At 72.8% G+C, this 25,665-nt stretch carries 23 protein-coding genes; 14 read left to right on the forward strand and 9 right to left on the reverse strand.

Going from position 1 to position 25,665, the window contains the following annotated elements; all coding sequences use genetic code 11:
* The first annotated feature begins 65 nt into the window (after positions 1 to 65).
* Genes ACFYZA_RS26075 through ACFYZA_RS26085 form a run of 3 tightly spaced genes read left to right on the forward strand, consistent with a single transcriptional unit; the run spans position 66 to position 4,221 of the window.
* Complete coding sequence (locus tag ACFYZA_RS26075; protein WP_388493027.1) at positions 66 to 2,165, forward strand: putative cobaltochelatase; 2,100 nt, start codon at positions 66 to 68, stop codon at positions 2,163 to 2,165.
* Positions 2,165 to 2,773 (forward strand): cob(I)yrinic acid a,c-diamide adenosyltransferase, encoded by a 609-nt coding sequence (gene cobO, locus ACFYZA_RS26080; protein WP_382592883.1) that lies wholly within the window; start codon positions 2,165 to 2,167, stop codon positions 2,771 to 2,773. Before ACFYZA_RS26075 ends, cobO begins: the two co-directional genes overlap by 1 nt.
* Positions 2,767 to 4,221, forward strand: a complete 1,455-nt coding sequence (locus ACFYZA_RS26085) for a cobyrinate a,c-diamide synthase (protein WP_388493029.1) — start codon at positions 2,767 to 2,769, stop codon at positions 4,219 to 4,221. Before cobO ends, ACFYZA_RS26085 begins: the two co-directional genes overlap by 7 nt.
* A gap of 5 nt (positions 4,222 to 4,226) precedes the next feature.
* Here the strand turns inward: ACFYZA_RS26085 and ACFYZA_RS26090 are convergent, their stop codons facing one another.
* On the reverse strand, positions 4,227 to 4,949 hold the full coding sequence (locus tag ACFYZA_RS26090; protein ID WP_382592877.1) for a ZIP family metal transporter: 723 nt from the start codon (positions 4,947 to 4,949) through the stop codon (positions 4,227 to 4,229).
* An 87-nt stretch (positions 4,950 to 5,036) separates the two neighbouring features.
* Here ACFYZA_RS26090 and cobC point away from each other — a divergent pair, with 87 nt between their 5' ends.
* Positions 5,037 to 6,572, forward strand: coding sequence for an Rv2231c family pyridoxal phosphate-dependent protein CobC (gene cobC / locus ACFYZA_RS26095; RefSeq protein WP_388493031.1), 1,536 nt, complete (start codon positions 5,037 to 5,039; stop codon positions 6,570 to 6,572).
* A gap of 93 nt (positions 6,573 to 6,665) precedes the next feature.
* Here the strand turns inward: cobC and ACFYZA_RS26100 are convergent, their stop codons facing one another.
* Together ACFYZA_RS26100 and ACFYZA_RS26105 are read right to left on the reverse strand one after the other, a co-directional pair.
* Positions 6,666 to 7,625: an SCO1860 family LAETG-anchored protein gene (locus ACFYZA_RS26100; RefSeq protein WP_382592871.1), complete on the reverse strand. Its 960-nt coding sequence runs from the start codon at positions 7,623 to 7,625 to the stop codon at positions 6,666 to 6,668.
* 340 nt (positions 7,626 to 7,965) lie between these two features.
* On the reverse strand, positions 7,966 to 9,051 hold the full coding sequence (locus tag ACFYZA_RS26105) for an amidohydrolase family protein (RefSeq protein WP_382592868.1): 1,086 nt from the start codon (positions 9,049 to 9,051) through the stop codon (positions 7,966 to 7,968).
* A 101-nt stretch (positions 9,052 to 9,152) separates the two neighbouring features.
* On the opposite strand from ACFYZA_RS26105, the gene ACFYZA_RS26110 reads away from it, so the two are divergent.
* The 6 genes from ACFYZA_RS26110 (at position 9,153) to ACFYZA_RS26135 (ending at position 14,433) form a co-directional block, all read left to right on the forward strand.
* Positions 9,153 to 10,250 carry a pyridoxal-phosphate-dependent aminotransferase family protein gene (locus ACFYZA_RS26110; RefSeq protein ID WP_388493194.1) on the forward strand — a complete coding sequence of 366 codons (1,098 nt, stop codon included), beginning with the start codon at positions 9,153 to 9,155 and terminating at the stop codon, positions 10,248 to 10,250.
* A 353-nt stretch (positions 10,251 to 10,603) separates the two neighbouring features.
* Positions 10,604 to 11,083 (forward strand): diaminobutyrate acetyltransferase, encoded by a 480-nt coding sequence (gene ectA / locus ACFYZA_RS26115; RefSeq protein ID WP_388493033.1) that lies wholly within the window; start codon positions 10,604 to 10,606, stop codon positions 11,081 to 11,083.
* Positions 11,080 to 12,351: a diaminobutyrate--2-oxoglutarate transaminase gene (ectB, locus tag ACFYZA_RS26120; protein ID WP_388493035.1), complete on the forward strand. Its 1,272-nt coding sequence runs from the start codon at positions 11,080 to 11,082 to the stop codon at positions 12,349 to 12,351. Before ectA ends, ectB begins: the two co-directional genes overlap by 4 nt.
* Before the next feature lie 50 nt (positions 12,352 to 12,401).
* On the forward strand, positions 12,402 to 12,806 hold the full coding sequence (locus ACFYZA_RS26125; RefSeq protein WP_100574374.1) for an ectoine synthase: 405 nt from the start codon (positions 12,402 to 12,404) through the stop codon (positions 12,804 to 12,806).
* 2 nt (positions 12,807 to 12,808) lie between these two features.
* Complete coding sequence (thpD, locus tag ACFYZA_RS26130) at positions 12,809 to 13,669, forward strand: ectoine hydroxylase (protein WP_382592859.1); 861 nt, start codon at positions 12,809 to 12,811, stop codon at positions 13,667 to 13,669.
* Between the two features lie 95 nt (positions 13,670 to 13,764).
* Entirely contained in the window at positions 13,765 to 14,433 is a 669-nt protein-coding gene (locus ACFYZA_RS26135) for a hypothetical protein (protein WP_388493037.1), read from the forward strand.
* Positions 14,434 to 14,460: 27 nt separating this feature from the next.
* On the opposite strand, the gene ACFYZA_RS26140 is transcribed toward ACFYZA_RS26135, so the two are convergent.
* Positions 14,461 to 15,552, reverse strand: coding sequence for an alkene reductase (locus ACFYZA_RS26140; protein WP_388493039.1), 1,092 nt, complete (start codon positions 15,550 to 15,552; stop codon positions 14,461 to 14,463).
* A gap of 123 nt (positions 15,553 to 15,675) precedes the next feature.
* On the opposite strand from ACFYZA_RS26140, the gene ACFYZA_RS26145 reads away from it, so the two are divergent.
* Positions 15,676 to 16,194: a MarR family winged helix-turn-helix transcriptional regulator gene (locus ACFYZA_RS26145; RefSeq protein ID WP_382592850.1), complete on the forward strand. Its 519-nt coding sequence runs from the start codon at positions 15,676 to 15,678 to the stop codon at positions 16,192 to 16,194.
* Between the two features lie 139 nt (positions 16,195 to 16,333).
* Here the strand turns inward: ACFYZA_RS26145 and ACFYZA_RS26150 are convergent, their stop codons facing one another.
* The 3 genes from ACFYZA_RS26150 to ACFYZA_RS26160 all read right to left on the reverse strand — a co-directional run bounded on the left by ACFYZA_RS26150 (position 16,334) and on the right by ACFYZA_RS26160 (position 19,243).
* The gene (locus ACFYZA_RS26150) at positions 16,334 to 17,383 is read right to left on the reverse strand and encodes an aminotransferase class V-fold PLP-dependent enzyme (protein ID WP_388493040.1); all 1,050 of its coding nucleotides are present in this window, start codon (positions 17,381 to 17,383) and stop codon (positions 16,334 to 16,336) included.
* Positions 17,384 to 17,484: 101 nt separating this feature from the next.
* Complete coding sequence (locus ACFYZA_RS26155) at positions 17,485 to 18,198, reverse strand: DsbA family oxidoreductase (protein ID WP_382592844.1); 714 nt, start codon at positions 18,196 to 18,198, stop codon at positions 17,485 to 17,487.
* An 85-nt stretch (positions 18,199 to 18,283) separates the two neighbouring features.
* Complete coding sequence (locus ACFYZA_RS26160; RefSeq protein WP_388493041.1) at positions 18,284 to 19,243, reverse strand: GlxA family transcriptional regulator; 960 nt, start codon at positions 19,241 to 19,243, stop codon at positions 18,284 to 18,286.
* Positions 19,244 to 19,313: 70 nt separating this feature from the next.
* Between ACFYZA_RS26160 and ACFYZA_RS26165 the strand changes: the two genes are divergently transcribed.
* Positions 19,314 to 20,705 carry an MFS transporter gene (locus ACFYZA_RS26165; protein ID WP_388493043.1) on the forward strand — a complete coding sequence of 464 codons (1,392 nt, stop codon included), beginning with the start codon at positions 19,314 to 19,316 and terminating at the stop codon, positions 20,703 to 20,705.
* 219 nt (positions 20,706 to 20,924) lie between these two features.
* Here the strand turns inward: ACFYZA_RS26165 and ACFYZA_RS26170 are convergent, their stop codons facing one another.
* Positions 20,925 to 21,536: a DUF1349 domain-containing protein gene (locus ACFYZA_RS26170; protein ID WP_388493044.1), complete on the reverse strand. Its 612-nt coding sequence runs from the start codon at positions 21,534 to 21,536 to the stop codon at positions 20,925 to 20,927.
* The gene (locus ACFYZA_RS26175) at positions 21,533 to 23,062 is read right to left on the reverse strand and encodes an aldehyde dehydrogenase (NADP(+)) (RefSeq protein WP_388493045.1); all 1,530 of its coding nucleotides are present in this window, start codon (positions 23,060 to 23,062) and stop codon (positions 21,533 to 21,535) included. The genes ACFYZA_RS26170 and ACFYZA_RS26175 overlap by 4 nt, the downstream gene beginning before the upstream one ends.
* A 168-nt stretch (positions 23,063 to 23,230) precedes the next feature.
* On the opposite strand from ACFYZA_RS26175, the gene ACFYZA_RS26180 reads away from it, so the two are divergent.
* Together ACFYZA_RS26180 and ACFYZA_RS26185 are read left to right on the forward strand one after the other, a co-directional pair.
* Positions 23,231 to 24,001, forward strand: a complete 771-nt coding sequence (locus ACFYZA_RS26180; RefSeq protein ID WP_100574385.1) for an IclR family transcriptional regulator — start codon at positions 23,231 to 23,233, stop codon at positions 23,999 to 24,001.
* 159 nt (positions 24,002 to 24,160) lie between these two features.
* On the forward strand, positions 24,161 to 25,621 hold the full coding sequence (locus tag ACFYZA_RS26185; protein WP_388493049.1) for a peptidoglycan D,D-transpeptidase FtsI family protein: 1,461 nt from the start codon (positions 24,161 to 24,163) through the stop codon (positions 25,619 to 25,621).
* Positions 25,622 to 25,665: the final 44 nt, after the last annotated feature.

Below are 25,665 nucleotides of genomic sequence, written 5' to 3' on the forward strand. Positions count from 1 at the left end.
GTGGACGCCCCGGCCAGTCTCGCGGGCCCCCGGCGTACAGCACTACTCGAAGGAGAGATCAGCACATGAGCACCCGGTATCCGTTCACCGCCGTCGTCGGCATGGACGACCTGCGCCTCGCGCTGCTCCTGAACGCGGTCAGCCCGGCGGTGGGCGGTGTCCTCGTCCGGGGCGAGAAGGGCACCGCCAAGAGCACCGCCGTGCGGGCGCTCGCGGATCTGCTGCCCGAGGTGACGGTCGTCGCGGGCTGCCGGTTCAGCTGCGACCCGGCCGCGCCGGACCCCGAGTGCCCGGACGGGCCGCACGAGAGCGGCCCCGGCACGGCCCGCGCGGCCCGCATGGTCGAGCTTCCCGTCGGCGCGTCCGAGGACCGCCTGGTGGGCGCCCTCGACATCGAGCGGGCGCTCGGCGAGGGCGTGAAGTCCTTCGAGCCGGGACTGCTCGCGGACGCCCACCGCGGCATCCTGTACGTCGACGAGGTCAACCTGCTGCACGACCACCTCATCGACCTGCTGCTCGACGCCGCCGCCATGGGCTCGTCCTACGTCGAGCGCGAGGGCGTCTCGGTGCGGCACGCCGCGCGGTTCCTGCTCGTCGGCACGATGAACCCCGAAGAGGGCGAGCTGCGGCCGCAGTTGCTCGACCGGTTCGGCCTGACCGTGGAGGTCGCGGCCTCGCGCGAGCCCGAGCAGCGGGTCGAGGTGGTGCGCCGCCGCCTCGCCTACGACGACGACCCGGCCGGCTTCGCCGCGCGCTGGGCCGAGGACGAGGGCGCGCTGCGCCAACGGATCGTGGCGGCACGGGAGTTGCTGCCGTCCGTCGTGCTCGGGGACGCGGTGCTGCTCCAGATCGCCGCCACCTGCGCGGCGTTCGAGGTCGACGGCATGCGCGCCGACATCGTGATGGCCCGCACCGCGACCGCGCTCGCCGCGTGGGCGGGGCGCACCGAGGTGACGAGCGAGGACGTCCGCCAGGCCGCGCTGCTCGCGCTGCCGCACCGGCGCCGGCGCAACCCGTTCGACGCCCCGGGCCTGGACCAGGACAAGCTCGACGAGACGCTTGAGCAGTTCAAGGACGAGCAGTCCAGGGACGAGCGGTCCAAGGACGGGGACGACGACCCCGACCCAGGCCCCGGGGGCCCCGACGGCGGTGGCGGAGGCGGGGTTCCGCCGCAGGGCGACTCCCCCGAGAACCCCGCCGAGTCCCGCGAATCCCCTCAGTCCCCCGAGTCCTCGGACGCGTCCGGCACCTCCAGCACCCCCGACTCCTCCGACTCCTCCGACGCGGTGGAGCCGCCCGCGTCGCCCTCCCCGAGCGGCCCCGGTGAGCGGGCCGCGGTGAAGGCCGCCGAGCCGTTCCGTACGAAGATGCTGAGCGTGCCCGGCCTCGGCGAGGGCGCGGCAGGCCGGCGCTCGCGGGCCCGCACCGACCACGGCCGCACCACCGGGTCGCGCCGGCCCCAAGGGGCGCTCACCAAGCTGCACTTGGCGGCGACCGTACAGGCCGCGGCCCCGCACCAGCGGGCGCGCGGGCGCTCCGGACGGGGACTCGTGGTGCGCCGGGACGATCTGCGCCAGGCCACCCGCGAGGGCCGCGAGGGCAACCTCGTCCTGTTCGTGGTGGACGCCTCCGGGTCGATGGCCGCGCGGCAGCGGATGAGCGCGGTCAAGGGCGCGGTGCTCTCGCTGCTGCTCGACGCCTACCAGCGCCGCGACAAGGTCGGCCTGATCACCTTCCGCGGCAAGGAGGCCGAGCTCGCGCTGCCGCCCACCTCGTCGGTGGACGCGGCCGCCGCCCGGCTCGAGACGCTGCCGACCGGCGGGCGCACCCCGCTCGCGGCGGGGCTGCTCAAGGCCCACGACGTGCTGCGCGTGGAGCGGCTGCGCGATCCCTCGCGGCGGCCGCTGCTCGTGGTCGTCACCGACGGCCGGGCCACGGGCGGCCCCGAGCCGGTGGCGCTCGGCGCCCGCGCGGCCCGGCTGCACGCCGGCGAGGGCACCGCTTCGGTGGTCGTGGACTGCGAGTCGGGGATGGTCCGGCTCGGGCTCGCCGGGGAGCTCGCACGCGAACTCGGCGGCACCGCCGTCACGTTGGACGAGCTGCGGGCGGATTCCATCGCCGGTCTCGTCAAGGACGCCACCGCAACTTCGAGGAGGGCCGCTTAATGCCGCAGGGACAGGTCAGTGTCGTACCCGAGGACGGCCTGACGACCCGTCAGCGTCGTAACAGGCACCTGGTCATGGTGCACACGGGCGTCGGCAAGGGGAAGTCGACGGCCGCGTTCGGCATGGCGCTGCGCGCCTGGAACCAGGGCTGGCCGGTCGGGGTGTTCCAGTTCGTGAAGTCGGCGAAGTGGAAGGTCGGCGAGGAGAACGCGCTGAAGGTCCTCGGGGCCTCCGGGGAGGGCGGCCCGGTGGACTGGCACAAGATGGGCGAGGGCTGGTCCTGGATCCAGCGCGAGACCGCCGAGGGCGAGCCCACCCACGAGGAGAAGGCCCGCGAGGGCTGGGAGCAGGTCAAGCGCGACCTGGCCGCCGAGACCTACAAGTTCTACGTGCTCGACGAGTTCGCCTATCTGCTGCACTGGGGCTGGGTCGACGTCGAGGAGGTCGTCTCGGTCCTGCGCGACCGGCCCGGCACCCAGCACGTGGTCATCACCGGCCGCAACGCTCCCGAGCAGCTGGTGGAGTTCGCGGACCTGGTGACGGACATGTCGAAGGTCAAGCACCCGATGGACGCCGGCCAGAAGGGCCAGCGGGGCATCGAGTGGTAGCACGTCTCGTCATCGCCGCCCCGGCGTCGGGCAGCGGCAAGACCACCGTCGCGACCGGCCTGATGGCCGCCTTCGCGCGGACCGGCCTTGCCGTGTCCCCGCACAAGGTGGGCCCCGACTACATCGACCCCGGCTACCACTCGCTCGCCACCGGGCGGCCGGGCCGCAACCTCGACGCGTACATGTGCGGTCCCGACCTGGTGGCCCCGCTGTTCGCGCACGGGGCGCGCGGCTGCGACCTCGCCGTCGTCGAGGGCGTGATGGGCCTGTACGACGGGGCGAGCGGGCTCGGCGAACTCGCCTCCACCGCCCAGGTGTCGAAGCTGCTGCGGGCCCCGGTGGTGCTCGTCGTGGACGCGTCCTCGCAGTCGCGGTCGGTGGCCGCGCTGGTGCACGGCTTCGCCTCCTGGGACCCCGAGGTGCGGATCGGCGGGGTGATCCTCAACAAGGTCGGCTCCGACCGGCACGAGGCGCTCCTGCGGGAGGCCCTTGAGGACGTGGGCATCCCGGTCCTGGGCGCCCTGCGCCGCGCGCCCCAGGTCGACACGCCCTCCCGCCACCTCGGCCTGGTCCCGGTCGCCGAGCGGCGGGCCGACGCGGTGGACGCGGTGGCGGCGATGGCCGCCCAGGTCCGGGCGGGCTGCGACCTGGAGGGGCTGCTCGCACTGGCCCGTACGGCTCCGCCGCTGGGCGCGGAGGCGTGGGATCCGGCCTTCGAGTCTCCTCACCCCGCCCCTTCCCTCAAGCCTCCGGCGGACGGGTCGTCGGCCGCCGGCCCGGGGGCACGGGACTGCGCCCCGGACCTCGCTCCTCGAACGCCGGGCCCTCACGAGGGACCGAAGGCGCACCGGCCCGTGATCGCCGTCGCCGGGGGGTCCGCGTTCACGTTCTCCTATGCCGAGCACCCCGAGCTGCTCGCCGCCGCCGGCGCGGAGGTCGTCACCTTCGATCCGCTCAAGGACGAGCAACTCCCGCCCGGGACGAGCGGGTTGGTGATCGGGGGCGGATTCCCCGAGGTGTACGCGGACGAGCTGTCGGCCAACGAACGGCTCCGCAAGGCCGTCGCCGAACTGGCCCGGTCGGGCGCGCCGGTCGCCGCCGAGTGCGCGGGGCTGCTGTATCTGGCGCGCTCGCTCGACGGGCAGCCCATGTGCGGGGTGCTCGACGCGGACGCGCGGATGTCGGGCCGCCTCACCCTCGGCTACCGCGAGGCCGTCGCGGTGCGGGACAACAGCCTGGCCGTGGCCGGGACGCGGCTGCGCGGCCACGAGTTCCACCGCACGGTGATCGAGCCGGGCGCGGGCGCCGACCCGGCATGGGGCGTGGTGCACCCGGAGCGCCGCGTCGAGGGCTTCGTACAGCGGGGCGTGCACGCCAGCTATCTGCACACGCACTGGGCGGCCCGCCCCGAGGTGGCCCGCCGGTTCGCCGAGGGCTGCGCCCGGTGACGCGCTCAGCCGGCGATGCCCACCACCAGCCAGATGAACCCGACGCCCGCGACGGTGAAGAGCAGCGTCGACAGGGCGGGGTGCTCGTGGTGGGCCTCGGGGAGGATCTCGGCGGCGGCCAGATAGAGGAGTACGCCGCCGAAGAACCCCAGATAGCTGCCGAGCAGCTGCTCCGGAAGGGTGAACAGCAGGGTCGAGGCGGCACCCGCCATCGGGGCCAGCGCGTCGGCGAACAGCATCGCGAGCGCCTTGCGCTTCTCGTTCCCGTACAGGCTCGTGATCGTGTACGTGTTGAAGCCGTCGGCGAAGTCGTGGGTGATCACGGCGAGCGCCACCGCGAGGCCCATTCCGGCGCCCACCTGGAAGGCCGCGCCGATCGCGATGCCGTCCATCAGGCTGTGCCCGACCATCGCGGACGCGACGGTGACGCCGACCTGCGGGGCCCGGTGCTCGCCCGCCCCGTGGGCGGCCTGCCGCACCGCGAGCACCCGCTCGACGACGTGCGCGAAGAGGAAGCCGCCCACGAACAGGAGCAGCGCCCGGGGCACCCCGAAGAGGTCCTCGCCGGCCGCGTCCAGGGCCTCCGGCAGCAGGTCGAGCCCGACCACGCCGAGCATGAGTCCGCCCGCGAGCCCGAGCACCAGGTGGCGCCGGTCGGTGACCCGCTGGGCGGTCCAGCCGCCGACCAGGGTCATCAGGAACGCGCCGAGCGCGACGAATACCGCCATGCGCCCCTGCTTACCGACGCCGCCCGTACTCCGCACGTCCACACCGGGGCCCGCCGCCGTCCCCGGGCGGCCTGAGAGGACCCCGCCATGGCCGACGACTGCGCCCGGGCCGCCGGGGCGCCCCTCGTCGTGGGCGTCGGCGCCTCGAAGGGCGTCCCGGTGGACGAGGTGCTCACGTTGATCGGGGCCGCCCTCGCCGAAGCGGGCCTCGATCCCCGGGCCGTCGCCGAACTGGCCACCGTGGACGCCAAGGCGCGCGAGCCGGGGCTCGTCGCGGCGGCGGCCGCGCTCGGGGTGCCGATCGTGGGGTACCCGGCCGCCGAGCTGGCGGCCGTCGGGGTGCCGCACGGCTCGGCCGCGGTCCTCGCCGCCGTCGGTACGCCATCCGTCGCGGAGGCCGCCGCCCTGGCCGGGGGCGGTCAACTGCTGGTGCCCAAGCGGAAGTCGGGCCCCGGGGGCCGTGCCGCCATGGCGACGTGTGCGATCGTACGTCGGCCGCACCTCCGGCCGATCGCCGAAGGCGGCGACGGACCCCCCACAAGGAGCGAGGAAGCCATGCCCATCCCCACCACCGAGGCCCCGCACGATCTGCGCCACCACGGTGACGCCGAGGTCCGTGACGACGGCGGCGAACTGACCGATCTCGCGGTCAACGTCCGCACCGGCACTCCCCCGGCCTGGCTGCGCGAGCGGATCGCCGACTCGCTGACCGGGCTCGCCGCCTATCCGGACGGGCGTGCCGCGCGCGCGGCGGTGGCCGCGCGGCACGGACTTCCGGTGGAGCGGGTGCTTTTGACGGCGGGCACGGCGGAGGCGTTCGTGCTGCTCGCCAGAGCGCTGACGTTGCGTCACCCGGTCGTGGTGCACCCGCAGTTCACCGAGCCGGAGGCAGCCTTGAGCGACGCGGGGCACCAGGTGCGGCGGGTGCTGCTGCGGGCCGAGGACGGCTTCCGGCTCGATCCGGCGGCCGTGCCCGATGAGGCGGATCTGGTGGTGGTCGGCAATCCGACCAACCCCACGTCCGTACTGCACCCGGCCGACGTTCTGGCCCGACTCGCCCGCCCCGGGCGGACGTTGGTGGTGGACGAGGCGTTCATGGACGCGGTGCCGGGTGAGCGCGAGGCGCTGGCGGGACGCACCGACCTGCCCGGCCTCGTCGTGCTGCGCAGCCTGACCAAGACCTGGGGCCTTGCGGGGCTGCGGATCGGCTATGTGCTGGCCGAGCCGGAGACGGTCGCGGCCCTCCAGCGGGCCCAGCCGCTGTGGCCGGTGTCGACGCCCGCCCTCGTCGCCGCGGCCGCCTGCGTGGAGCCCCGGGCGCTCGCGGAGGCCGAGGCGGCCGCCGTGCGGATCGCCGAGGACCGGGCCCATCTCCTGGCCGGGCTGGCCGAGTTCGAGGAGGTGCGCGCGGTGGAGCCGGCGCAGGGCCCGTTCGTCCTGGTACGGATCGAGGGCGCGGCACGGGTGCGCGCCCGCCTGCGCACGCTGGGCTTCGCGGCCCGGCGCGGTGACACCTTTCCCGGGCTCGACACGGACTGGCTGCGCCTGGCGGTGCGGGACCGCCCCACCACCAACCGCTTCCTCCAGTCCCTGGACCAGGCCCTGACCCTGACGCGCCCCTGACCGGCGCCCCCGAACCCCTGCGGCTCTGCCCCAGACCCCGGGGGGCTGCCCCCGGGAAAAGGGGCCCGGGGCGAAGTCCCGGACCCCAGACCGTCAGCCGCGGTCGCCGCGAGCCCGCCGCCGGGTCAGGACAAGGGCGCCCGCCCCGCCCACGAGCAGCACCGCCGCGCCCCCCGCCAGGTAGGGCGTGGCCGAACTCCCCCCGGTCTCGGCCAGCGCCGTGTCCGCGACGTTCTGCGTCTTGACCGCCGTCTCGACGGGCGCCTTGTCCGGGACGGCCGGCGCGCTCGCCTGCGGCTTCGCGGGGGCCGCCTTGGGCGTCCGGCAGGTGGCCTCGGCGAGGGTGACCTCGCCCTTGACGTCGGCGACGTTGAGGTGGAGCGGGTTGACCGAGATCTTCAGCTGAAGGGCGACGGCCGCGGCGGTGCGGGACGTGGTGGTGGCCCGGGACAGGTCCAGGGACACCTCTCCGACTCCGGGCACGTTCACCCGCGTGGTGCCGCCCGCCGACAGCGTGATCTTCCGGCCGAGGACGGTGACCGCACCCAGCACATTGGACTTGGCGACCGGCGCGCGGCCCGCCTCGCACACCGCGCTCGACGTCACCTCGCCGACCTCGATGAGCGAGAGCAGCGGCAGGCCCGGCAGGTGCAGCCGGGCGTTGACCAGGCGCGTCGAGCCCTCCGCCCGCTTCTCGTCGACGCTCGCCTTCGCCGTGGCCACGTCCGCCTTCAGGACATTGACGGGCTGGCCTCCGGCCACCCCGTCCAGCTTCACGGTCAGCGCGGTCTTCTCGGCGCCGGCCGGCGCCCGCACCTCGTTGAGCGTGGCCTTCAGCGGTACGTCGATCGCCTTGTTGAGCAGGGACACATCGAGCCCGGTGCGCAGCACGACGGCGCTCGCCCGGCCCCCGCCGTCCCCGTCGACGCCGGTGGCGTGCGCGGGCGCGGCCAGCAGCAGCGGCCCGGCGACGAGTGCCGTGCAGGCCGCGATCGCGGCGGAGCGGCGACCGGCCGGGCCGTTCACGGGCAGGCGGAAGTTGTTGCTGTTCAAAATGGTGGAACCCCCACAGGAGACATGGCAGTCCGGGCGCCCGCCACGGGGACTCGTGGGACTCCTGCGAATCGAGGGGCGCGCCGGCGACTTGGGACACCGAATCTTTACGCACTGAGAGTGAACTGGCCGTCACACGGCGCCAGTTCACCCCAAAGGGTGGTTTCCGCCCTCATATTCGATTCCTCCGCCCCTGCCGCCCCTTTCCGTCACCCCCGCCTCCGCCCCGCACCCCGTACGCCGCCCGCTCACCCCGGCGCACACATGAAGAGCTTCAACGACCCGACGGCCCCCGGCGTCACGCCCGGTCAACCCGGCGCCGTCTCGGCGATCGGCAACCTCAGCCCACGACGCGCCCGTTGAGCACGATGCGGCGGGGAGCCGCGAGGACGCGTACGTCCGCGCGGGGGTCCTGGTCGTATACGACCAGGTCGGCCGGGGCGCCTTCCTCCAGGGCGGGGCGGCCCAGCCAGGCGCGGGCGCCCCAGGCCGTCGCCGAGAGCGCGTCGAGGGCGGGGATGCCCGCCTTGACGAGCTCGGCGACCTCGGCGGCGACCAGGCCGTGGGCCAGCGAGCCGCCCGCGTCCGTGCCGACGAAGACGGGCACCCCGGCGTCGTAGGCCGAGCGCACCGTGTCGTAGCGGCGCTCGTACAACCGCCGCATGTGGGCGGCCCAGTCGGGGAACTTCGCCTCGCCGCCGTCGGCCATGTGCGGGAACGTGGCGATGTTGACCAGCGTCGGCACGATCGCCACACCGCGCTCGGCGAACAGCGGGACGGTGTCCTCGGTCAGGCCCGTGGCGTGCTCGATGCAGTCGATGCCCGCCTCGACGAGGTCGCGCAGCGAGTCCTCGGCGAAGCAGTGCGCGGTGACCCGGGCGCCGAGCCGGTGCGCCTCGGCGATCGCGGCCTCCACCTCGCCGCGCGGCCAGCAGGCGGCCAGGTCCCCGGCGTCCCGGTCGATCCAGTCGCCGACCAGCTTGACCCAGCCGTCCCCGCGCCGCGCCTCGCGCGCCACGTAGGCGACGAGGTCACCGGGCTCGATCTCGTGCGCGTAGTTGCGGATGTAGCGGCGGGTGCGGGCGATGTGCCGGCCCGCCCTGATGATCTTCGGCAGGTCTTCGCGGGCGTCGATCCAGCGGGTGTCCGAGGGCGAACCCGCGTCGCGCACCAGCAGCGTCCCGGCGTCGCGGTCGGTCAGTGCCTGCTTCTCGCTCACCTCGTCGGGCACCGGCCCGTGCTGGTCGAGGCCGACATGGCAGTGCGCGTCGACCAGGCCCGGCAGCACCCAGCCGCTGACGGTGAGCGCCTCGCCCGGAGGCCGTTCGTAGGTGATCCGCCCGTCGACCGCCCACAGCTCGTCCCGTACGTCCTCGGGCCCCGCGAGGACGCGCCCCTTCACATGCAGCACCGTGCGATCGCTCATGGTCAGCACTGTACGAGGCGCTGGGTAGTCTCCATCCAGAGGATCGAACACCCGGCTCGATCCCGGCCGTGACCCCCGACTTGACCGAAGAAGGCATCGCCGTGACACACCCGCTCCTGGACCTGGCCCCGCTGACCGCCGACCACTTCGCGGCGATCGAGCGACGGGTGGCCGCTCTGCTCGCCACCGAGCAGGACGTGGTGATCATGCAGGGTGAGGCGCTGCTCCCCCTGGAGGGCTGCATCCGGGGCGCCGCCCGTCCCGGCTCCACCGCGCTCAACGTGGTGACCGGGCCCTACGGGCAGACCTTCGGCAACTGGCTGCGCGACTGCGGGGCCGGGGTCGTCGATCTGGAGGTGCCCTTCCACGCGGCGGTCACCGCTGAGCAGATCGATCGAGCGCTCACCGATCACCCGGAGATCGATTTCGTTTCGCTCGTTCACGCGGAGGCGGCGACCGGCAATACGAACCCGGTCGCGGAGATCGGCGAGGTGGTGCGCCGGCACGGCGCCCTGTTCATGCTGGACGCGGTGGCCTCGGTGGCCGCCGAGCCGCTGCTCCCGGACGCCTGGGGCGTGGACCTGTGCGTGATCGGCGCGCAGAAGGCGATGGGGGGCCCGGCCGGCGTCTCCGCCGTCTCGGTCAGCGCCCGCGCCTGGGAGCGGATCGCGGCCAACCCGAGCGCCCCGCGCCGCTCCTACCTCTCGCTCCTCGACTGGAAGCAGCGCTGGATCGACGGCGGCCGCAAGGCCCTGCTGCACGCGCCCGCCCAGCTGGAGATGCTGGCCCTGGAGGCGTGTGTGGAGCGCATCGAGTCCGAGGGCCTGGACGCCGTGATGGCCCGGCACGCCTCGGCCGCGGCGGCGACCAGGGCGGGCGCCCTGGCGCTGGGCGGCGGTCTCGCCCCGTACGTCCACGAGGCCTCCGACGCCGCCCCGGTGGCCACGACCCTGCGCACCCCCGACGGCGTCGACGCCGCCGAGCTGGTGGCCAAGGCGCTCGCCGCGGACCCCTCGCTGCCGCTGATCGCCGGTGGCGGGGCGCTGGCCTCGACCATGGTCCGGGTCAACCACTACGGCGTGGACGCCACGCGCGGCGTCGTCCAGTCCTCGCTCGCGGCGCTGGGCGCGGCACTGGGCGAGTACGGGATCGCGGTGGACCTGGAGGCTGCCCGCAAGGCCGTTTCCAAAACCTGGTAGCACTATTCCCGCGATCCCCGACGCGTAAAGCACAACTAAATTCAGCAAAACTTCCACAGAACGGGAAGCTGTTTATTCACCGCAGCTTCCCGTTTTCTTATGCCCGGACTTCCCGACCTCAAACGCAAAGGTTTCAACAAGGTTCCGAGGCCGTCACAACGGTGTGATCGACTCCACAACCGCGCCTTTTTGTCCGGTAATTACCGGACAAACCGGTTCGCGCACATGCTCGCGTGATAACACAGATGACCTCCGAGCACACCCCCTGACGGGAATGCGATTTCAATTTCCGATCGGTAAATTCCCTCGGCATGACCGCCGCGCAAACAGCAGTCCGAATCGAAAGCCCACGAGTGGAGGACGGAGCCGCGATCTGGCGCATTGCCCGTGACTCCGAGGTGCTCGACCTCAACTCCTCGTACAGCTATCTGCTCTGGTGCCGCGACTTCGCCAGGACCTCCGCGGTGGCCCGGGACGACGACGGGACGCCGATCGCGTTCATCACCGGCTACGTGCGGCCCGAGCGGCCCGGCACGCTGGTGGTCTGGCAGGTCGCCGTCGACCACGCCCACCGGGGCCACGGGCTCGCGGGGCTGCTGCTCGAAGCGCTGACCGCGAAGGTGTCCGCCTCGCACGGGATCACCTGCCTCGAGACGACGGTGTCGCCCGACAACACCCCGTCCGACCGGCTCTTCACCTCCTTCGCCAAGCGCCGCGACGCCGGCCTGGACCGAGAACTTCTCTTCGACGCGGGTCTTTTCCCCGACGACGGGCACCAGCCCGAAGTCCTCTACCGGATCGCCCCCCTCCACCCCCAGGGAGAATCGCTGTGACCATCACCCCGCCCGCCCTCAGTGTCTTCGAGTCGCTCGAATCGGAGGTGCGCAGCTACTGCCGCGGCTGGCCCGCCGTGTTCGACCGCGCGCAGGGTGCCCGCCTCACCGACGAGGACGGCCACAGCTACCTGGACTTCTTCGCCGGAGCCGGCTCACTCAACTACGGGCACAACAACCCGGTGCTGAAACGGGCGCTGCTCGACTACATCGAGCGGGACGGCATCACCCACGGCCTCGACATGGCGACGACCGCCAAACGGGCGTTCCTCGAAACGTTCCAGAACGTGATCCTGCGGCCGCGCGACCTGCCGTACAAGGTGATGTTCCCGGGCCCGACCGGCACCAACGCCGTCGAGTCCGCGCTGAAGCTGGCCCGCAAGGTGAAGGGCCGCGAGTCGATCGTCTCCTTCACCAACGCCTTCCACGGCATGTCGCTCGGCTCGCTCGCCGTCACCGGCAACGCCTTCAAGCGGGCCGGCGCCGGCATCCCGCTGGTGCACGGCACGCCGATGCCGTTCGACAACTACCTCGACGGCCGGGTGCCCGACTTCCTGTGGTTCGAGCGGCTCCTGGAGGACCAGGGCTCGGGCCTGAACAAGCCGGCCGCCGTGATCGTGGAGACCGTGCAGGGCGAGGGCGGCATCAACGTGGCCCGGCCCGAGTGGCTGCGCGCGCTCGCCGACCTGTGCCAGCGCCGCGACATGCTGCTCATCGTCGACGACATCCAGATGGGCTGCGGCCGCACCGGCGCCTTCTTCTCCTTCGAGGAGGCGGGCATCGTGCCGGACATCGTCACCGTCTCCAAGTCGATCAGCGGCTACGGACTCCCGATGTCGCTCTGCCTGTTCAAGGGCGAGCTCGACGTGTGGGAGCCCGGCGAGCACAACGGCACCTTCCGCGGCAACAACCCGGCGTTCGTCACCGCGACCGCCGCGCTGGAGGCGTACTGGGCCGACGCCGGCCAGATGGAGAAGCACACCATGGCGCGCGGCGAGCAGATCGAGCAGGCCCTGCTCGCGCTGTGCACCGAGCACAGCCGGCTGGGCGCCAGCTACCGCGGCCGCGGCCTGGTGTGGGGCCTGGAGTTCGCCGACCCGGCCCGCGCCTCCGAGGTCTGCGCCCGCGCCTTCGAGCTGGGGCTGCTCCTGGAGACCTCCGGCCCCAAGAGCGAGGTGGTCAAGCTGCTTCCGCCGCTGACCATCACGCCCGAGGAGCTGGACGAGGGGCTGCGGTCGCTGGCCCGCGCGGTCGCCGCGACCGTCTGAACCGCCGCCGACCGGCGCACAACAGATACACAGAAAGGGAGCAACTCACCGTGATTGTCCGCTCGTTCAAGGACATCGAGAACACCGACCGCCATGTGAAGGCCGCCTCCGGCACCTGGGAGAGCAAGCGGATCGTCCTCGCGAAGGAAAAGGTCGGCTTCTCGCTGCACGAAACCGTCCTGTACGCGGGCACCGAGACCTCCATGTGGTACGCCAACCACATCGAGGCGGTCCTGTGCACCGAGGGCGAGGCCGAGCTCACCAACGAGGAGACCGGCGAGACCCACTGGATCGAGCCGGGCACGATGTATCTCCTGAACGGTCACGAGCGCCACACCCTGCGCCCCAAGACCGACTTCCGCTGTGTCTGCGTCTTCAACCCGCCCGTCACCGGACGGGAGGACCACGACGAGAACGGCGTCTACCCGCTGCTGACCGAACCCGAGGAGGGCTGACCATGACCGCCCAGGATCTCTACCCCACCCGTGGCGCCGCCGAGGTGATCACGCCCCGCCAGGACCCGGTCGTCTGGGGTCCGTCCGCCGGGCTCGAATCGTTCGAGCAGGACGGCTTCCTCGCGATCGAGGATCTGCTCACGGACGACGAAGTGGCGCTCTACCGCTCGGAACTGGAGCGACTGATCGCCGATCCTTCCGTACGTGCCGATGAGCGGTCGATCATCGAACCGCAGTCGCAGTCCGTGCGTTCGGTCTTCGAGGTGCACCGGATCAGCGAGCTCTTCTCGCGCCTGGTGCACGACGAGCGGGTCGTGGGCATGGCGCGCCGGATCCTCGGCTCGGACGTGTACGTCCACCAGTCGCGGATCAACGTGAAGCCGGGCTTCGGTGCCTCGGGCTTCTACTGGCACTCGGACTTCGAGACCTGGCACGCCGAGGACGGTCTGCCGCGCATGCGGACGGTCTCGGTCTCGATCGCGCTGACCGAGAACCACGACACCAACGGCGGCCTGATGATCATGCCCGGGTCGCACCTGGACTTCCTCGGCTGCGAGGGCGCCACCCCGAAGGACAACTACAAGAAGTCCCTCCAGATGCAGGACGCGGGCACGCCGTCCGACGAGGCGCTCACCAAGATGGCCGACCGGCACGGCATCAAGCTGTTCACCGGCCGGGCGGGCTCGGCCACCTGGTTCGACTGCAACGCGATGCACGGCTCCGGGGACAACATCACCCCGTTCCCGCGCAGCAACGTGTTCATCGTCTTCAACAGCGTGGAGAACCAGGCGGAGGAGCCCTTCGCGGCCCCGATCCGCCGCCCGGAGTTCATCGGGGCGCGGGACTTCACGCCGGTCCGGTAGGCGCGCTGAGCTCAAGGGCCCGGGGGCTCCCCCACTGCCCCCGGTCGAGGGACCGTACCAACACCGTCCACAGAGATCGTTGGTACGGTCCCTCCATGTCCATGGTCGATGAACCTTCCCGAACTCCCGTCACCGGCGCCGATGTCGAGCACGCGGTGCGGCTGTCCGTGACCGCGCTGCGCGCCGGGCTGGGCGCGGACTGGAGCGTGCCGGCCGGGCCGCTGGAGTGGGACTGCTGGGAGACCGTCGAGCACCTCTCGGACGACCTCTTCGCCTATGCCGTACAACTCGGCCCCGCCCAGCCCCCGCTGGACGGCGAGGTGCCGTACCTGTGGGAGGCCAAGCGCCCCGGCGGCCCCCGCAACGCCGTGCACGCCGACCGCGCCGCCGGCCCGGCCGGGCTCCTGGGGACCCTGGAGGCGAGCGGCGCCCTGCTCACCGCGATGGTCCGCACCACCTCGCCCGAGGTGCGGGCGTACCACGGCTTCGGCATCTCGGACCCCGAGGGCTTCGGCGCGATGGGCATCGTGGAGACCCTGCTGCACACGCACGACGTGGCGGAGGGGCTCGGCCTGACCTGGACCCCGCCGGCCGGTCTGTGCGACCGGGTGCTGGCCCGGCTCTTCCGGGACGTGCCGGACGACCCCGACCGCTGGCGGGTGCTGCTGTGGGCCGGGGGCCGCGCGGACCTGCCGGGGCGGCCCCGCCCGGACAAGTGGCGCTGGTACGGCGAACCGCTCAGCCGGGACGCGGCCGCGCTCTGAGCGGCCCGGCCGCGGCGAAGGCGGATTTCACGCGTCGAGCGGGGCGGGCGCGTCCAGAGTGGGGTAGTCGAGGTAGCCGCGGTCGTCGCCGCCGAAGAACGTCGAGCGGTCGGGGGCGTTGAAGGGGCCGCCCGCGCGCAGCCGGGCCGGCAGGTCCGGGTTGGCGAGGAAGAGCGCGCCGTACGAGATGAGGTCGGCGGTGCCGTCCTCGATCAGGGTGAGCGCGTCCGGACCGGTGGGCCCTTCGGTGGCCGCGTTGAGGATGAACACGCCGGAGAACGCCTTGCGCAGCCGGAGCGTCAACTCCCGCTTCTCCGGGGCGGCTTCGAGAAGGTGCAGGTAAGCGAGGCCGAGCGGTTCGAGGGCGGCCACCAGCGCGGTGTAGACCGGTCCGGGCTCGGGCTCCACGATGTCGTTGTACGGGTTGCCGGGCGAGAGGCGGATCGCGGTGCGCTCGGGGCCGACCTCGGCGGCCACGGCCCGGGCCACCTCGACGGCGAACCGGATGTGACCCTCGACGGTGCCGCCCCAGCCGTCCGTGCGCACATTGGAGTTGGGCGCGAGGAACTGGTGGACGAGGTAGCCGTTGGCGGCGTGCAGTTCGACGCCGTCGAAGCCGGCCTCGATCGCGTGGCGGGCGGCGGCCGCGAAGTCGCCGATGGTGACCAGGATCTCGTCCTCGCTCAGCGCCTGCGGCGTGACGAAGGGCTTGGGGCCCTCGTGTGTGAAGACCCGCCCCTCGGCGGCCACGGCGGACGGCCCCACGTTGATCAGGTCGCCGGGCAGCAGATCGGGGTGGCCGATCCGGCCCGTGTGCATCAGCTGGGCGAAGATCCGGCCGCCCTTGGCGTGCACGGCGTCGGTGACCTTGCGCCAGGCCGCGATCTGCTCGGCGCTGTGCAGGCCCGGGGTGTCGGGGTAGCCCTGGCCGACCACGGAGGGCTGGATGCCCTCGGTGATGAGGAGCCCGGCGGAGGCACGCTGGGCGTAGTACTCGGCGGTCGACGCGGTCGGCGAATTGCCCGGACCGGTGGCCCGGCTGCGGGTCATGGGGGCCAGGGCGATGCGGTTGGCGAGCCGGGTGCCGGCCAGGTCGATCGGGTCGAAAGCGGTGGTCACAGCGGCCTCCAGGGAGACGAGGGGGAGTGTGCGGCCGACCCCGGGGATTTATGTGGTCGGCCAAGTATCGAGCCCGGAAGCCACTGTAACGCATTACTTGGCCGACCAAGGTAATCTTCTCGCATGACCTCCGACGAGCCCGACTGTCCCGAGTACCGCCACCTGCCGAGCGCGGCCCGAGGGGGCCCGTTCAGCCATGCGGTCTCGCGGGTGGCCCGGCTGCACCGCATCGCCGCGGGCCGTCAGCTGCGCTCGATCGGGCTCTACCCGGGGCAGGAACTCCTGATGATGCACCTGTGGGACGCGGGCGCGGCGCGTCAGTCCGAGCTGATCAAGCTGCTCGAAGTCGACCCGTCGACGGTCACCAAGATGCTCCAGCGCCTGGAGCAGGCCGGCTATGTGCGGCGCAGCCCCGACCCGAAGGACCGGCGCGCCTCGCTGGTCGAGCCGACCGACGACGGCCGCGTACTGCACGAGCGCGTGAAGCAGGCCTGGACGGACCTGGAGGAGCAGACCCTGGCGGGCCTGGACGCGGCCGAACGGGCCGAGCTGGCACGGCTGTTGGGGAAGGTGGAGGCCAACTTGTGCCGCTCGGCGGGCGCCGGGGCCGACTGCGAGGGCGAGCCGGCCTGCGAGGGCTAGGCCGCCTGCGGGGAACGCCTCCGGCCGGGGGCGTCAACTCCCCCGGCCGGAAGGGCAGTTCGGCACCCGGGAGCCTAGTTCGGCGGCGGCCGGCGGGGCTCGGTGGCCGGCCGCCGAGATCGGCGACCGGCCACGGCGTTCAGCGGGCGGGCAGCAGGTCGAGGAGCCGGTCCACGTCCTCGGCCGAGGTGTACAGATGGAAGGCCGCGCGCAGATTGCCCGCGCGGTCGGAGAGCTCGACGCCCGCGCGGCTCAGCTCCTCCTGGCGGTGGCCGAGGCCCGGGACCGCCACGATCGCCGAGCCGGGCGCGGCCACCGGCTCGTAGCCGAGCGGACCGAGCCCGGCGCGGAAGCGGTCGGCGAGCGCGGTGTTGTGCGCGTGGATGCGCTCGATGCCCAGCTCCTCGACGAGGGCCAGCGAATGGCGGGCCCCGGTGTACGAGAACAGCGCCGGGCTCTCGTCGAACCGCCGCGCGGAGTGGGCGAGTTCGTCGACGGGGCCGTAGCAGGCGTCCCAGGGGTGCTCGCCCGCCACCCAGCCCGCGAAGATCGGGTTCAGGCCGCCGAGGTCGTCGGGAACGGTGAGGAAGGCGACCCCGCGCGGGGCGGTGAGCCACTTGAAGCCCACCGTCACCGTGTAGTCGTACGCCCCCGCGTCGACCGGGTACCAGCCCGCGCCCTGGGACACGTCGACCAGGGTCCGGGCGCCGTGGGCGCGAGCGGCCTCGCGGATCGCGGCGAGGCCGGCGACGCGGCCGTCGGCGGACTGCACCGCACTGACCGCGACCAGGGCGGTACCCGGCCGCACCGCCTCGGCGAGGCGCTCCAGGGGAGCGGTGCGCACCTTCAGGTCCCGGCGCATGTGGAACGGGTTCACCACGGAGCTGAAGTCGGCCTCCGCGACGAGGACTTCGGCGCCCTCGGGCAGCGAAGCGGCGATCAGCCCGGTGTAGACGGCGACGGAGGCGCCGGCCGCCACCTGCCGCACGGGCACGCCGACGAGCCGGGCGTAGGTGGCGCGGGCCGCCTCCACGTCGCCGAACATGTCGGTCGGCCGGCCCGCCGCCGAGGCGGCCACGGCTTCACCCATGGCCGCCACGGTCCGGGCCGGCAGCAGCCCGGTGCTCGCGGTGTTGAGGTAGGTGGTCTGCGGCGCGAACTCGCCGCGCGCGAGGGAGTCCAGTTCCATGACTCCACCCTGAATCCCCGACAACCCCAAGTCAATTGGGCAAAATCGTCGGATACCCCTAAGCAATGCTTATGAAAGGCTCCGAGGGCCCGATGCCGGGGTCAGCGCGGAACCTCGCACCCTTCCGGCCCGCAGGCCTCCGCGTCACCCGCGACGGTCTTGAGGAGCGGCGCCGGGGTGCGCTCCCGCCAGGCCTGCTCAAGGGCCTGGGTGAAGACCTCGGCGGGCTGGCCGCCGGAGATGCCGTACTTCCGGTCGAGCACGAAGAAGGGGACGCCGTTGGCGCCGAGCTCGGCCGCCTCGCGCTCGTCCGCGCGCACCTCGTCGGCGTAGGCGCTCTCGTCGGCGAGGACCCCGCGGACCTCGGCCTCGTCGAGACCCGCCTCGACCGCGATCGCGACCAGGACCTCGGCGTCGAAGACGGAGCGCTCCTCGGCGAAGTTGGCCCGGTAGGCGAGGTCGAGCAGCTCGCTCTGCCGGCCGCGCGCCTTGGCCAGGTGCAGGACGCGGTGGATGTCGAAGGTGTTGCCGTGGTCGCGCCCGTCCGCGAGGTAGCCGAGACCTTCGGAGTGCGCGTTGGAGGCGACGTTGGCCTCCATGGCGCGGGCCTCCTCCAGGGTGCGGCCGTACTTCTCGGCCAGCATGGGGATCACCGGGGCGACGTCGCCCTTGGGCCGGTTCGGGTCGAGCTCGAAGGAGCGGTGGACCACCTCGATGTCCTCGCCGTGGGCGAACTCCGCCAGGCCCTTCTCGAAGCGGGCCTTGCCGATGTAGCACCACGGGCAGGCGATGTCGCTCCAGATCTCGACGCGCATGTCACTTCTCTCAGTTTGTTGAAGGTCGTACGTTCCCCCACAACACGCACATCCCACGCCCCATTCCCCGCGCGCCCGCGCCCCCTCAGGCCGCCGCCGCAAGTCTGCTGAACGTGGCCCGGTAGGCGGTCGGGGTCAGGCCGGTGCGGCGGACGAGATGGGCGCGCAGGGAGTCCGCGCTGCCCAGGCCGCTGGCTCCGGCGACCCGGTCCATGGGCAGGGCGGTGGTCTCCAGAAGTTCCTTGGCCCGCTCGATGCGCTGGTGAAGCAGCCACTGCAAGGGGCTCACTCCGCTCTCGGCGTGGAAGCGGCGGGTCAGGGTGCGCACGCTGACGCCCGCGTGCCGGGCCAGGTCGGTCAGGGTGAGCGGCTTGTCGAGGTTGCGCATCGCCCAGCCCCGGGTGTCCGCGCAGACCACCCCGCGCTCGGCGGGCAGCGGGGTCTGGGTGAACTGGGTCTGCCCGCCCGGGCGCACCGGCGCGACCAGCGCCTGGCGGGCCACCTCGTTGGCGACGGCGGCGCCGTAGTCGGTGCGGATGATGTGCAGACACAGATCGATCCCGGCGGCGTACCCGGAGGACGTCATGACGTTGCCGTCCTGCACGTACAGGACGTCGCCCTTGAGGTCGAGGGCCGGATAGCGCCTGCGCAGTTCCTCGGCCAGTTCCCAGTACGTGGTGGCGCTGCGCCCGTCGAGCAGACCCGCCTCGGCGAGCACGAAGGCGCCGCTGCAGATGGACGCGATGCGTACGCCCGCCGAGGCGGCGCGGGCGACCGCGGCCACCGTGCGCGGGTCGGGTTCGTAGCGCTGCCCGGTGCCCGCGACGAGGACGGTGTCGGCGCCCTCGACCGCGTCGAGACCCCGGCCCACGTACAGGTCGAGCCCGCCCGTCGTGGCGACCGGGCCGGGCTCGGGGGTGCAGACGACCACCTCGTACCCGGGCCCGCCCGCCACCTCGACCTTGCCGAACAGCAGCTCCGGGATGGCGAGGTTGAACAGCGAGACGGGCGAGGGCGCTATGACGGCGACCCGGTGCAGCGGCATGGCCAGAACCTCCGGATGTATGGCATTCGGGCCACTACTGTACGCGGCGTCCGCTCGCCAAGCTGGACCCATGTCACCGAACGCCCCGCTCCAAGCCGCCCCCGCCGAAAGCCAGTTGACCCCGAAGCCGCCCGGCGGCCCCTCCCCCGCCCTCACCCTGACCGCCGCCCTGCTCGGCTTCGCCCTGATCACCCTGGACGCCTCCGTGGTGAACGTGGCGCTGCCCGCGATCGGCTCCGACCTCGGCGGCGGCATGTCCGGGCTCCAGTGGGTGGTGGACGCCTACACGCTCGCGTTCGCCGCGCTGATGCTGTCGACCGGCGCCTTCGCCGACCGGATCGGCTCGGCGAGGGCGTACGCCCTCGGCGTCGTCGTCTTCACCCTGGCGTCGGCGGCCTGCGGCCTGGCCCCCGGCCTCGGCGTGCTGATCGGCGCCCGGGTCGTGCAGGGCGTGGCGGCCGCGGTGGTGCTGCCCGCCTCGCTCGCCCTGGTACGCCGGGCCTACCCGGACCCGGAGCGCCGGGCCAGGGCGGTGGCGCTGTGGGCGGCCGGGGGCTCGGTGGCGGTCGCGCTCGGCCCGGTCGCGGGTGGCGCGCTGACCACGGTCTGGGACTGGCGGGGCATCTTCTTCGTCAACCTGCCGCTCGGCCTGGCGGCCCTCGCCCTGACCGCCCGCGCGCCGCGCACCGAGCGCCGCCCCGCGCCGCTCGACCTGCCGGGCCAGCTGACGGCCGTCGTGGCCCTCGCCGCGCTCGCCTTCGCGGTGATCGAGCAGGGTGCGGTACGGGTCGTGGCGGGCGTGCTCGCGGTGGCCGCGGGGGTCGCGTTCTGGCTGATCGAGCGCCGCGTGGCGCATCCGGTGGTGCCGCTCGGTCTCTTCCGCGGCCGGACGGTGGCCGTCGCGATCGGCGCGGGCGCGGCGGCCAGCGTCGCCTTCTACGGGGTGGTCTTCGTCTTCAGCCTCTACTTCCAGCGGGTGCGCGGGGAGTCCGCGCTGACGGCGGGGCTGATGTTCCTGCCGATGACGGTGCTGATCCCGGTGATGAACGTGCTGTCCGGGAAGCTCTCGAACCGCTTCGGCCCCCGCGTGCCCCTCTTGACCGGCCAACTCCTCGCCCTGACCGGCCTGTTGGTGCTGCTGCTCGCCGACGCGCACACGCCCACGCTGCTCGCCGCGTTCCTGATGGTCCCGCTCGCCCTCGGCTGCGGCATCTCGGTGCCCGCGCTGACCGCCGCGATGATGGAGGCGTTGCCGCAGGAGCGGGCGGGCCTTGCTGCGGGGGTGCTGAACGCCGCCCGGCAGGTCGCGGGTGCGCTCAGCATAGCGGTGTTCGGCTCGCTGGTCGCGGGGCCCTCGGGCTTCGTCCCCGGCCTGCGGGTCAGCCTGCTGCTGGCGGCCGCGCTGTTCGCGGTGGCGGCGCTGGGAACGGCGCGGCTTCCCCGTGGGGGCTCGGGGGCTTGAGGCGCCATCCCCCACCCCGCCCCTTCCCCAGACCCTCCGGGGGAGGTCGGTCAGGTGCGGACCGTGCGTGGTTGCTCGCGCCCACGCGGCGGAGCCGCATATGTCACAGCCCCGCGCCCCTGTAGGTGACCCGGAACCCGCCTTAAGGCCTTGGGGGAGTTTGAGGACGAGCGCCGTTCAGGCGCGAACGGGGTCCGGGGCGGAGCCCCAGGGCCTGCGTCACGTGCCGTCCCGCAGATCGTCCGGCGCGTACCCCCGGAACTCGACGGAGTCGAACGCCACCCCGCACCCCTCGCCCGTGGGCGACTGCGCGAGGAAGCCCACCCGGGCCACCTCGCTCTCCTGCGCCGTCCCGAGCGCGAAGACCCGTACGAACACCCAGCGTTCACCGTCGAGCGACGCGTGGAAGGCGAACGCCTTGCCCGTCCGGGTGATGCGGAGCCAGACGCTGTCCCCCTCCACCTCCCAGGAGTTCGCGTCGTCCGAGAGTCCCCGCGTGACGACCGTGCAGATCGTCGGCCGGCGGGGCGAGAGCTCCAGGCAGAGCTTGGCCCACTGCCGCTCCCCGACGTGCACGTACAGGACGCCCGCGTCGAAGGGCGCCTCGAAGCCGACGGTGGCCCGCGCGATCAGCTGGAAGTCGCCGGCGGGGGCGGTCCCCAGCAGCCGGGGCGCGTCGGAGGCCGGCTCCAGGCTCTCCCCCGCAGGCGGCACGAACCGGTCCTGGCGGGTTCCCGCGCGCACCGAAAGCACGCCGTCCTCGTACGTCCAGGGCGCGTCGGGCCCGTACGGCTCCAGCGGGAAGGGCAGTTCGGGCAGGCGCACGGTCATCCGAGAACTCCGTTCACACGGCGGGGCAGGCCCAGCGGGTTGTCGTCGCGCAGCTCCGCCGGCAGCAGGGCCTGGGGGGTGCTCTGGTACGTGACCGGGCGCAGCCAGCGCTCGATGGCGGTGGCGCCGACCGAGGTGGAGGTGGAGGTGGCCGCCGGGTAGGGGCCCCCGTGGTGCTGGGCGGGGGCGACCGCCACTCCGGTGGGCCAGCCGTCGACCAGGACGCGGCCCGCCAACCGGGTCAGTTCCAGGAGGAGTTGGGCGCCCGTCCCTTCGCCCTCCGCTTCCGCCGAGGAGAGCTGGAGGGTGGCGGTGAGGTTGCCCGGCAGCCGGGAGAGCACCGCGCCGATCTCGTCCTCGCCGGCGTACCGGGCGACGACGGTGACCGGACCGAAGCACTCCTCCAGGAGCAGGCCGTGCTCGCCCTCCTCGGCGAGCAGCGCGGCAGGAACGGTCAAGTAGCCGCCGCTGACCGTGTGTTCGCCGCCCGCGCCGGCCGTGACCGGCGCCTCGACGCCGGGCAGCGCGGCCCGTTCGGCGACCCCGGCGACGAACGCGTCCCGCATCCGGTGGTCGAGCATGACCCCGGCGTCGGTGTCGCAGACGGCCGCCGTGAGGGCCTTGAGCAGGCCGTCGCCCGCCGCGCCCGCCGGGACCAGGACGAAGCCGGGCTTGGTGCAGAACTGGCCCACGCCCATGGTCATCGAGGCGCCGAGCCCCGCCCCGATCGCCTCTCCGCGCTCCTCTGCGGCGGCCCGCGTCACCACGACGGGGTTGAGCGAGCCGAGCTCGCCGTGGAAGGGGATGGGCACGGGCCGCGCGGCCGCCGCGTCGAACAGCGCCCGCCCGCCGCGTACGGACCCGGTGAACCCGGCGGCCGACACCAGAGGATGGCGTACGAGCTCGACGCCCGCGGTGAAGCCGTGCACCAGGACGACGACGTCCTCGGGGAGCCCGGCCCGGACGGCGGCGCGGCGCAGCAGCGAGACACAGAGCTCGGAGGTCGCCGGGTGGTCGGGGTGCGCCTTGACGACGACCGGGCAGCCGGCCGCGAGGGCGCTCGCGGTGTCGCCGCCGGGCACGGAGAAGGCGAGCGGGAAGTTGGACGCCGCGTAGACGGCGACGACGCCGAGCGGGATCTTCACGCGGCGCAGGTCCGGCCAGGGCGGGGTGCGGGCCGGGTCGGCGTGGTCGATGCGTATGTCGAGGAAGGAGCCCTCCTCGACGGCCTCGGCGAACGCCCTCAACTGGGCGGTGGTACGCGCGAGTTCACCGGTGAGGCGGACCGGTCCGAGCGCCGTCTCGGCGTCGGCGGCCTCCACGACGTGTTCGGCGGAGGCGTCCAGGAGGTCGGCCGCGGCCCGCAGGAACGCGGCGCGTACGCTCAGATCGGCCAGCGCCCCCCGGGTGGCCAGGGCCGCCCGGACCGCCTGGTCGACCTCCTCGGGCGTGGCTTCGACCGCAACCTCTTCACGCGGCTTCCCCGTTCGGGGGTCGACACTCCAGACTGGTGCTGCTGCGCTCACCGCAAGTCCTTCCGCTGCCCGGTCCGCCACTGCTCGGCCCGCTCCTGCCGCCCATCAGAACTTGTTCGGTATTCTGAACAGAGTTCCCGATGCTGAATATGCTGGGACTCTATTAACGGGTGTTCCGCCTTGGCAAGAAGCCAGGGCGACAAGGAGCGGGGTGCTGGGATGTCGGCTGCCGATTCAGGCGGAGCACAGGTCAAGTCCGCGGTGCGGACCGTCGAGTTGCTCGAGTATTTCGCGGGGCGCCCCGGAATGCACTCCCTCGCCGCGGTCCAGGAGGCGGTGGGCTACCCGAAGTCCAGCCTCTACATGCTGCTGCGCACCCTGGTCGAGCTCGGCTGGGTGGAGACGGACGCGACGGGCACCCGGTACGGCATCGGCGTACGGGCCCTGCTCGTGGGCACCTCCTACATCGACGGCGACGAGGTGGTGGCGGCGGCCCGCCCCACCCTGGACCGCCTCTCGGACGACACCACCGAGACCATCCACCTGGCCCGGCTCGACGGCACGAACGTGGTCTACCTCGCCACCCGCCAGTCCCAGCACTACCTGCGCCCCTTCACCCGGGTCGGCCGGCGCCTCCCGGCCCACTCGACGTCGCTCGGCAAGGCCCTGCTCGCCACCCACAGCGACGAGCAGGTGCGCAAGCTGCTTCCGGAGACCCTCCAGCAGCTGACCGAGCACACCATCACCGACCGCGAGAAGCTCATCGAGGAACTGCACCTCGTCCGCGAGCAGGGCTACGCCGTGGACCGCGAGGAGAACACGCTGGGCCTGCGCTGCTTCGGCGTGGCGATCCCGTACCGCACCCCGGCCCGCGACGCGATCAGCTGCTCGGTGCCGGTGGCCCGCCTCACCCCGGCCCACGAACAGATGGTGAAGGACGCCCTGTTCGACGCCCGAGACCGCCTGACCCTGGCCACCCGCCGCCTCTGACGGCCCCGCGGCCAGCGGGTTCCGGTCCGCCCGCACAGGCGCGGGGAACCGCGCGAGCGACCACGCACGGTCCGAGGCCGGTACGGTCCCGATGAAGGTTTCCTGAGAAACCCGGACAACCGGAACTCCGCGCTCGGGCCCGTCCGTCTTGCGTACGGGATGAACAAGACAATCAGGCGCGCCTCGGTCTTCTGTCTGCTGATGGTGCTCGCCCTCCTCGGTCGAGCCACCTATGTGCAGTACTACAAAGGCCAGGCCCTCGCGGACGACAATCTGAACCGGCGGAACACCATCGCGGAGTACTCGCAGCCGCTCGGGGACATCATCGTGGCCGGATCCCCGGTCACCGGATCGGAAAGGACGAAGAGCGGCGATCTCGCCTACCAGCGCAGCTACAAGGACGGACCGATGTACGCGCCGGTCACCGGATTCGCCTCGCAGGTGTTCGGATCGACCCAGCTGGAGGGGATCTACTCCAAGGTCCTCGACGGCAGCGACCCGCGCATGCGGAACCCCTTCGACGCGCTCACCCGGCAGCGGGCGCCCGGCGGCGACGTCCTGACCACCATCGACCCCTCGGTGCAGAAGGCCGGGTACCAGGCGCTCGGCAACAAGGAGGGCGCGGCCGTCGCGATGGACCCGAAGACGGGCCGCATCCTCGGCATGGTCTCCACCCCGTCGTACGACCCCTCGAAGATCTCGGGTTCGTCCTCGGCGGACGGCGACGCCTGGAAGCAGCTGTCCGACGACAAGAGCCAGCCGATGCTCAACCGGGCGCTGCGCCAGCCGCTCGCGCCGGGCTCCACGTTCAAACTGGTGGTGGCGTCGGCGGCGCTCGAGAACGGCCTCTACGCGGACATCGACGCGAAGACCGACAGCCCCAACCCGTACCGGATGCCGGGCACCACGACGGACCTGCGCAACGAGTCGGCGTCCGCGCCCTGCGAGAACGCCTCGATCCGTACCGCGCTCGAATACTCCTGCAACAACGTGTTCGGCAAGATGGCCGTGGACCTGGGCCAGGACAAGGTGCGGGCGATGGCCGAGAAGTTCGGCTTCAACGACGCCGAGCTGGATGTGCCGGTCCGCGCGTCGGCCAGTGTGTTCCCGAAGAACATGAACAAGTCGTCGACCGCGTTGTCGGGCATCGGCCAGTTCGATGTGACCGCGACCCCGATGCAGATGGCGATGGTGTCCGCGGCCATAGCGAACGACGGGATGATGTCCTCGCCGCACATGGTGTCCAAGGTGACGGACTCCAAGGGGGGCACGCTCCAGTCCTATCCGGACTCGGACGGCAAGAGGATCATGTCTTCACAGACGGCGCGGCAGATGTACAGCGCGATGATCTCCGTGGTCACCGACGGCACCGGGTCCAACGCGAAGATCGGGGGCCTGGAGGTCGGCGCCAAGACCGGCACGGCCCAGCACGGAGTGGACAACTCCAAGACGCCGTACGCCTGGTTCACCTCGTTCGCCAAGGACCCGAAGACCGGCAAGGAGGTCGCGGTGGCCGTGGTCATCCAGGACTCCGACGCCGAGCGCTCGGAGGTCAGCGGCAACGGCCTGGCGGGCCCGGTCGCCCAGGCGATGATGAAGGCGGCGCTGGCCTCGCGGTGACGCGAGGGACCCGGTCCGGGGCGCACGGCCCCGGACCGGAGGGG

It is taken from the genome of Streptomyces sp. NPDC001828 (assembly GCF_042892175.1).
In the GTDB taxonomy this organism is placed as follows: Bacteria; Actinomycetota; Actinomycetes; order Streptomycetales; family Streptomycetaceae; genus Streptomyces.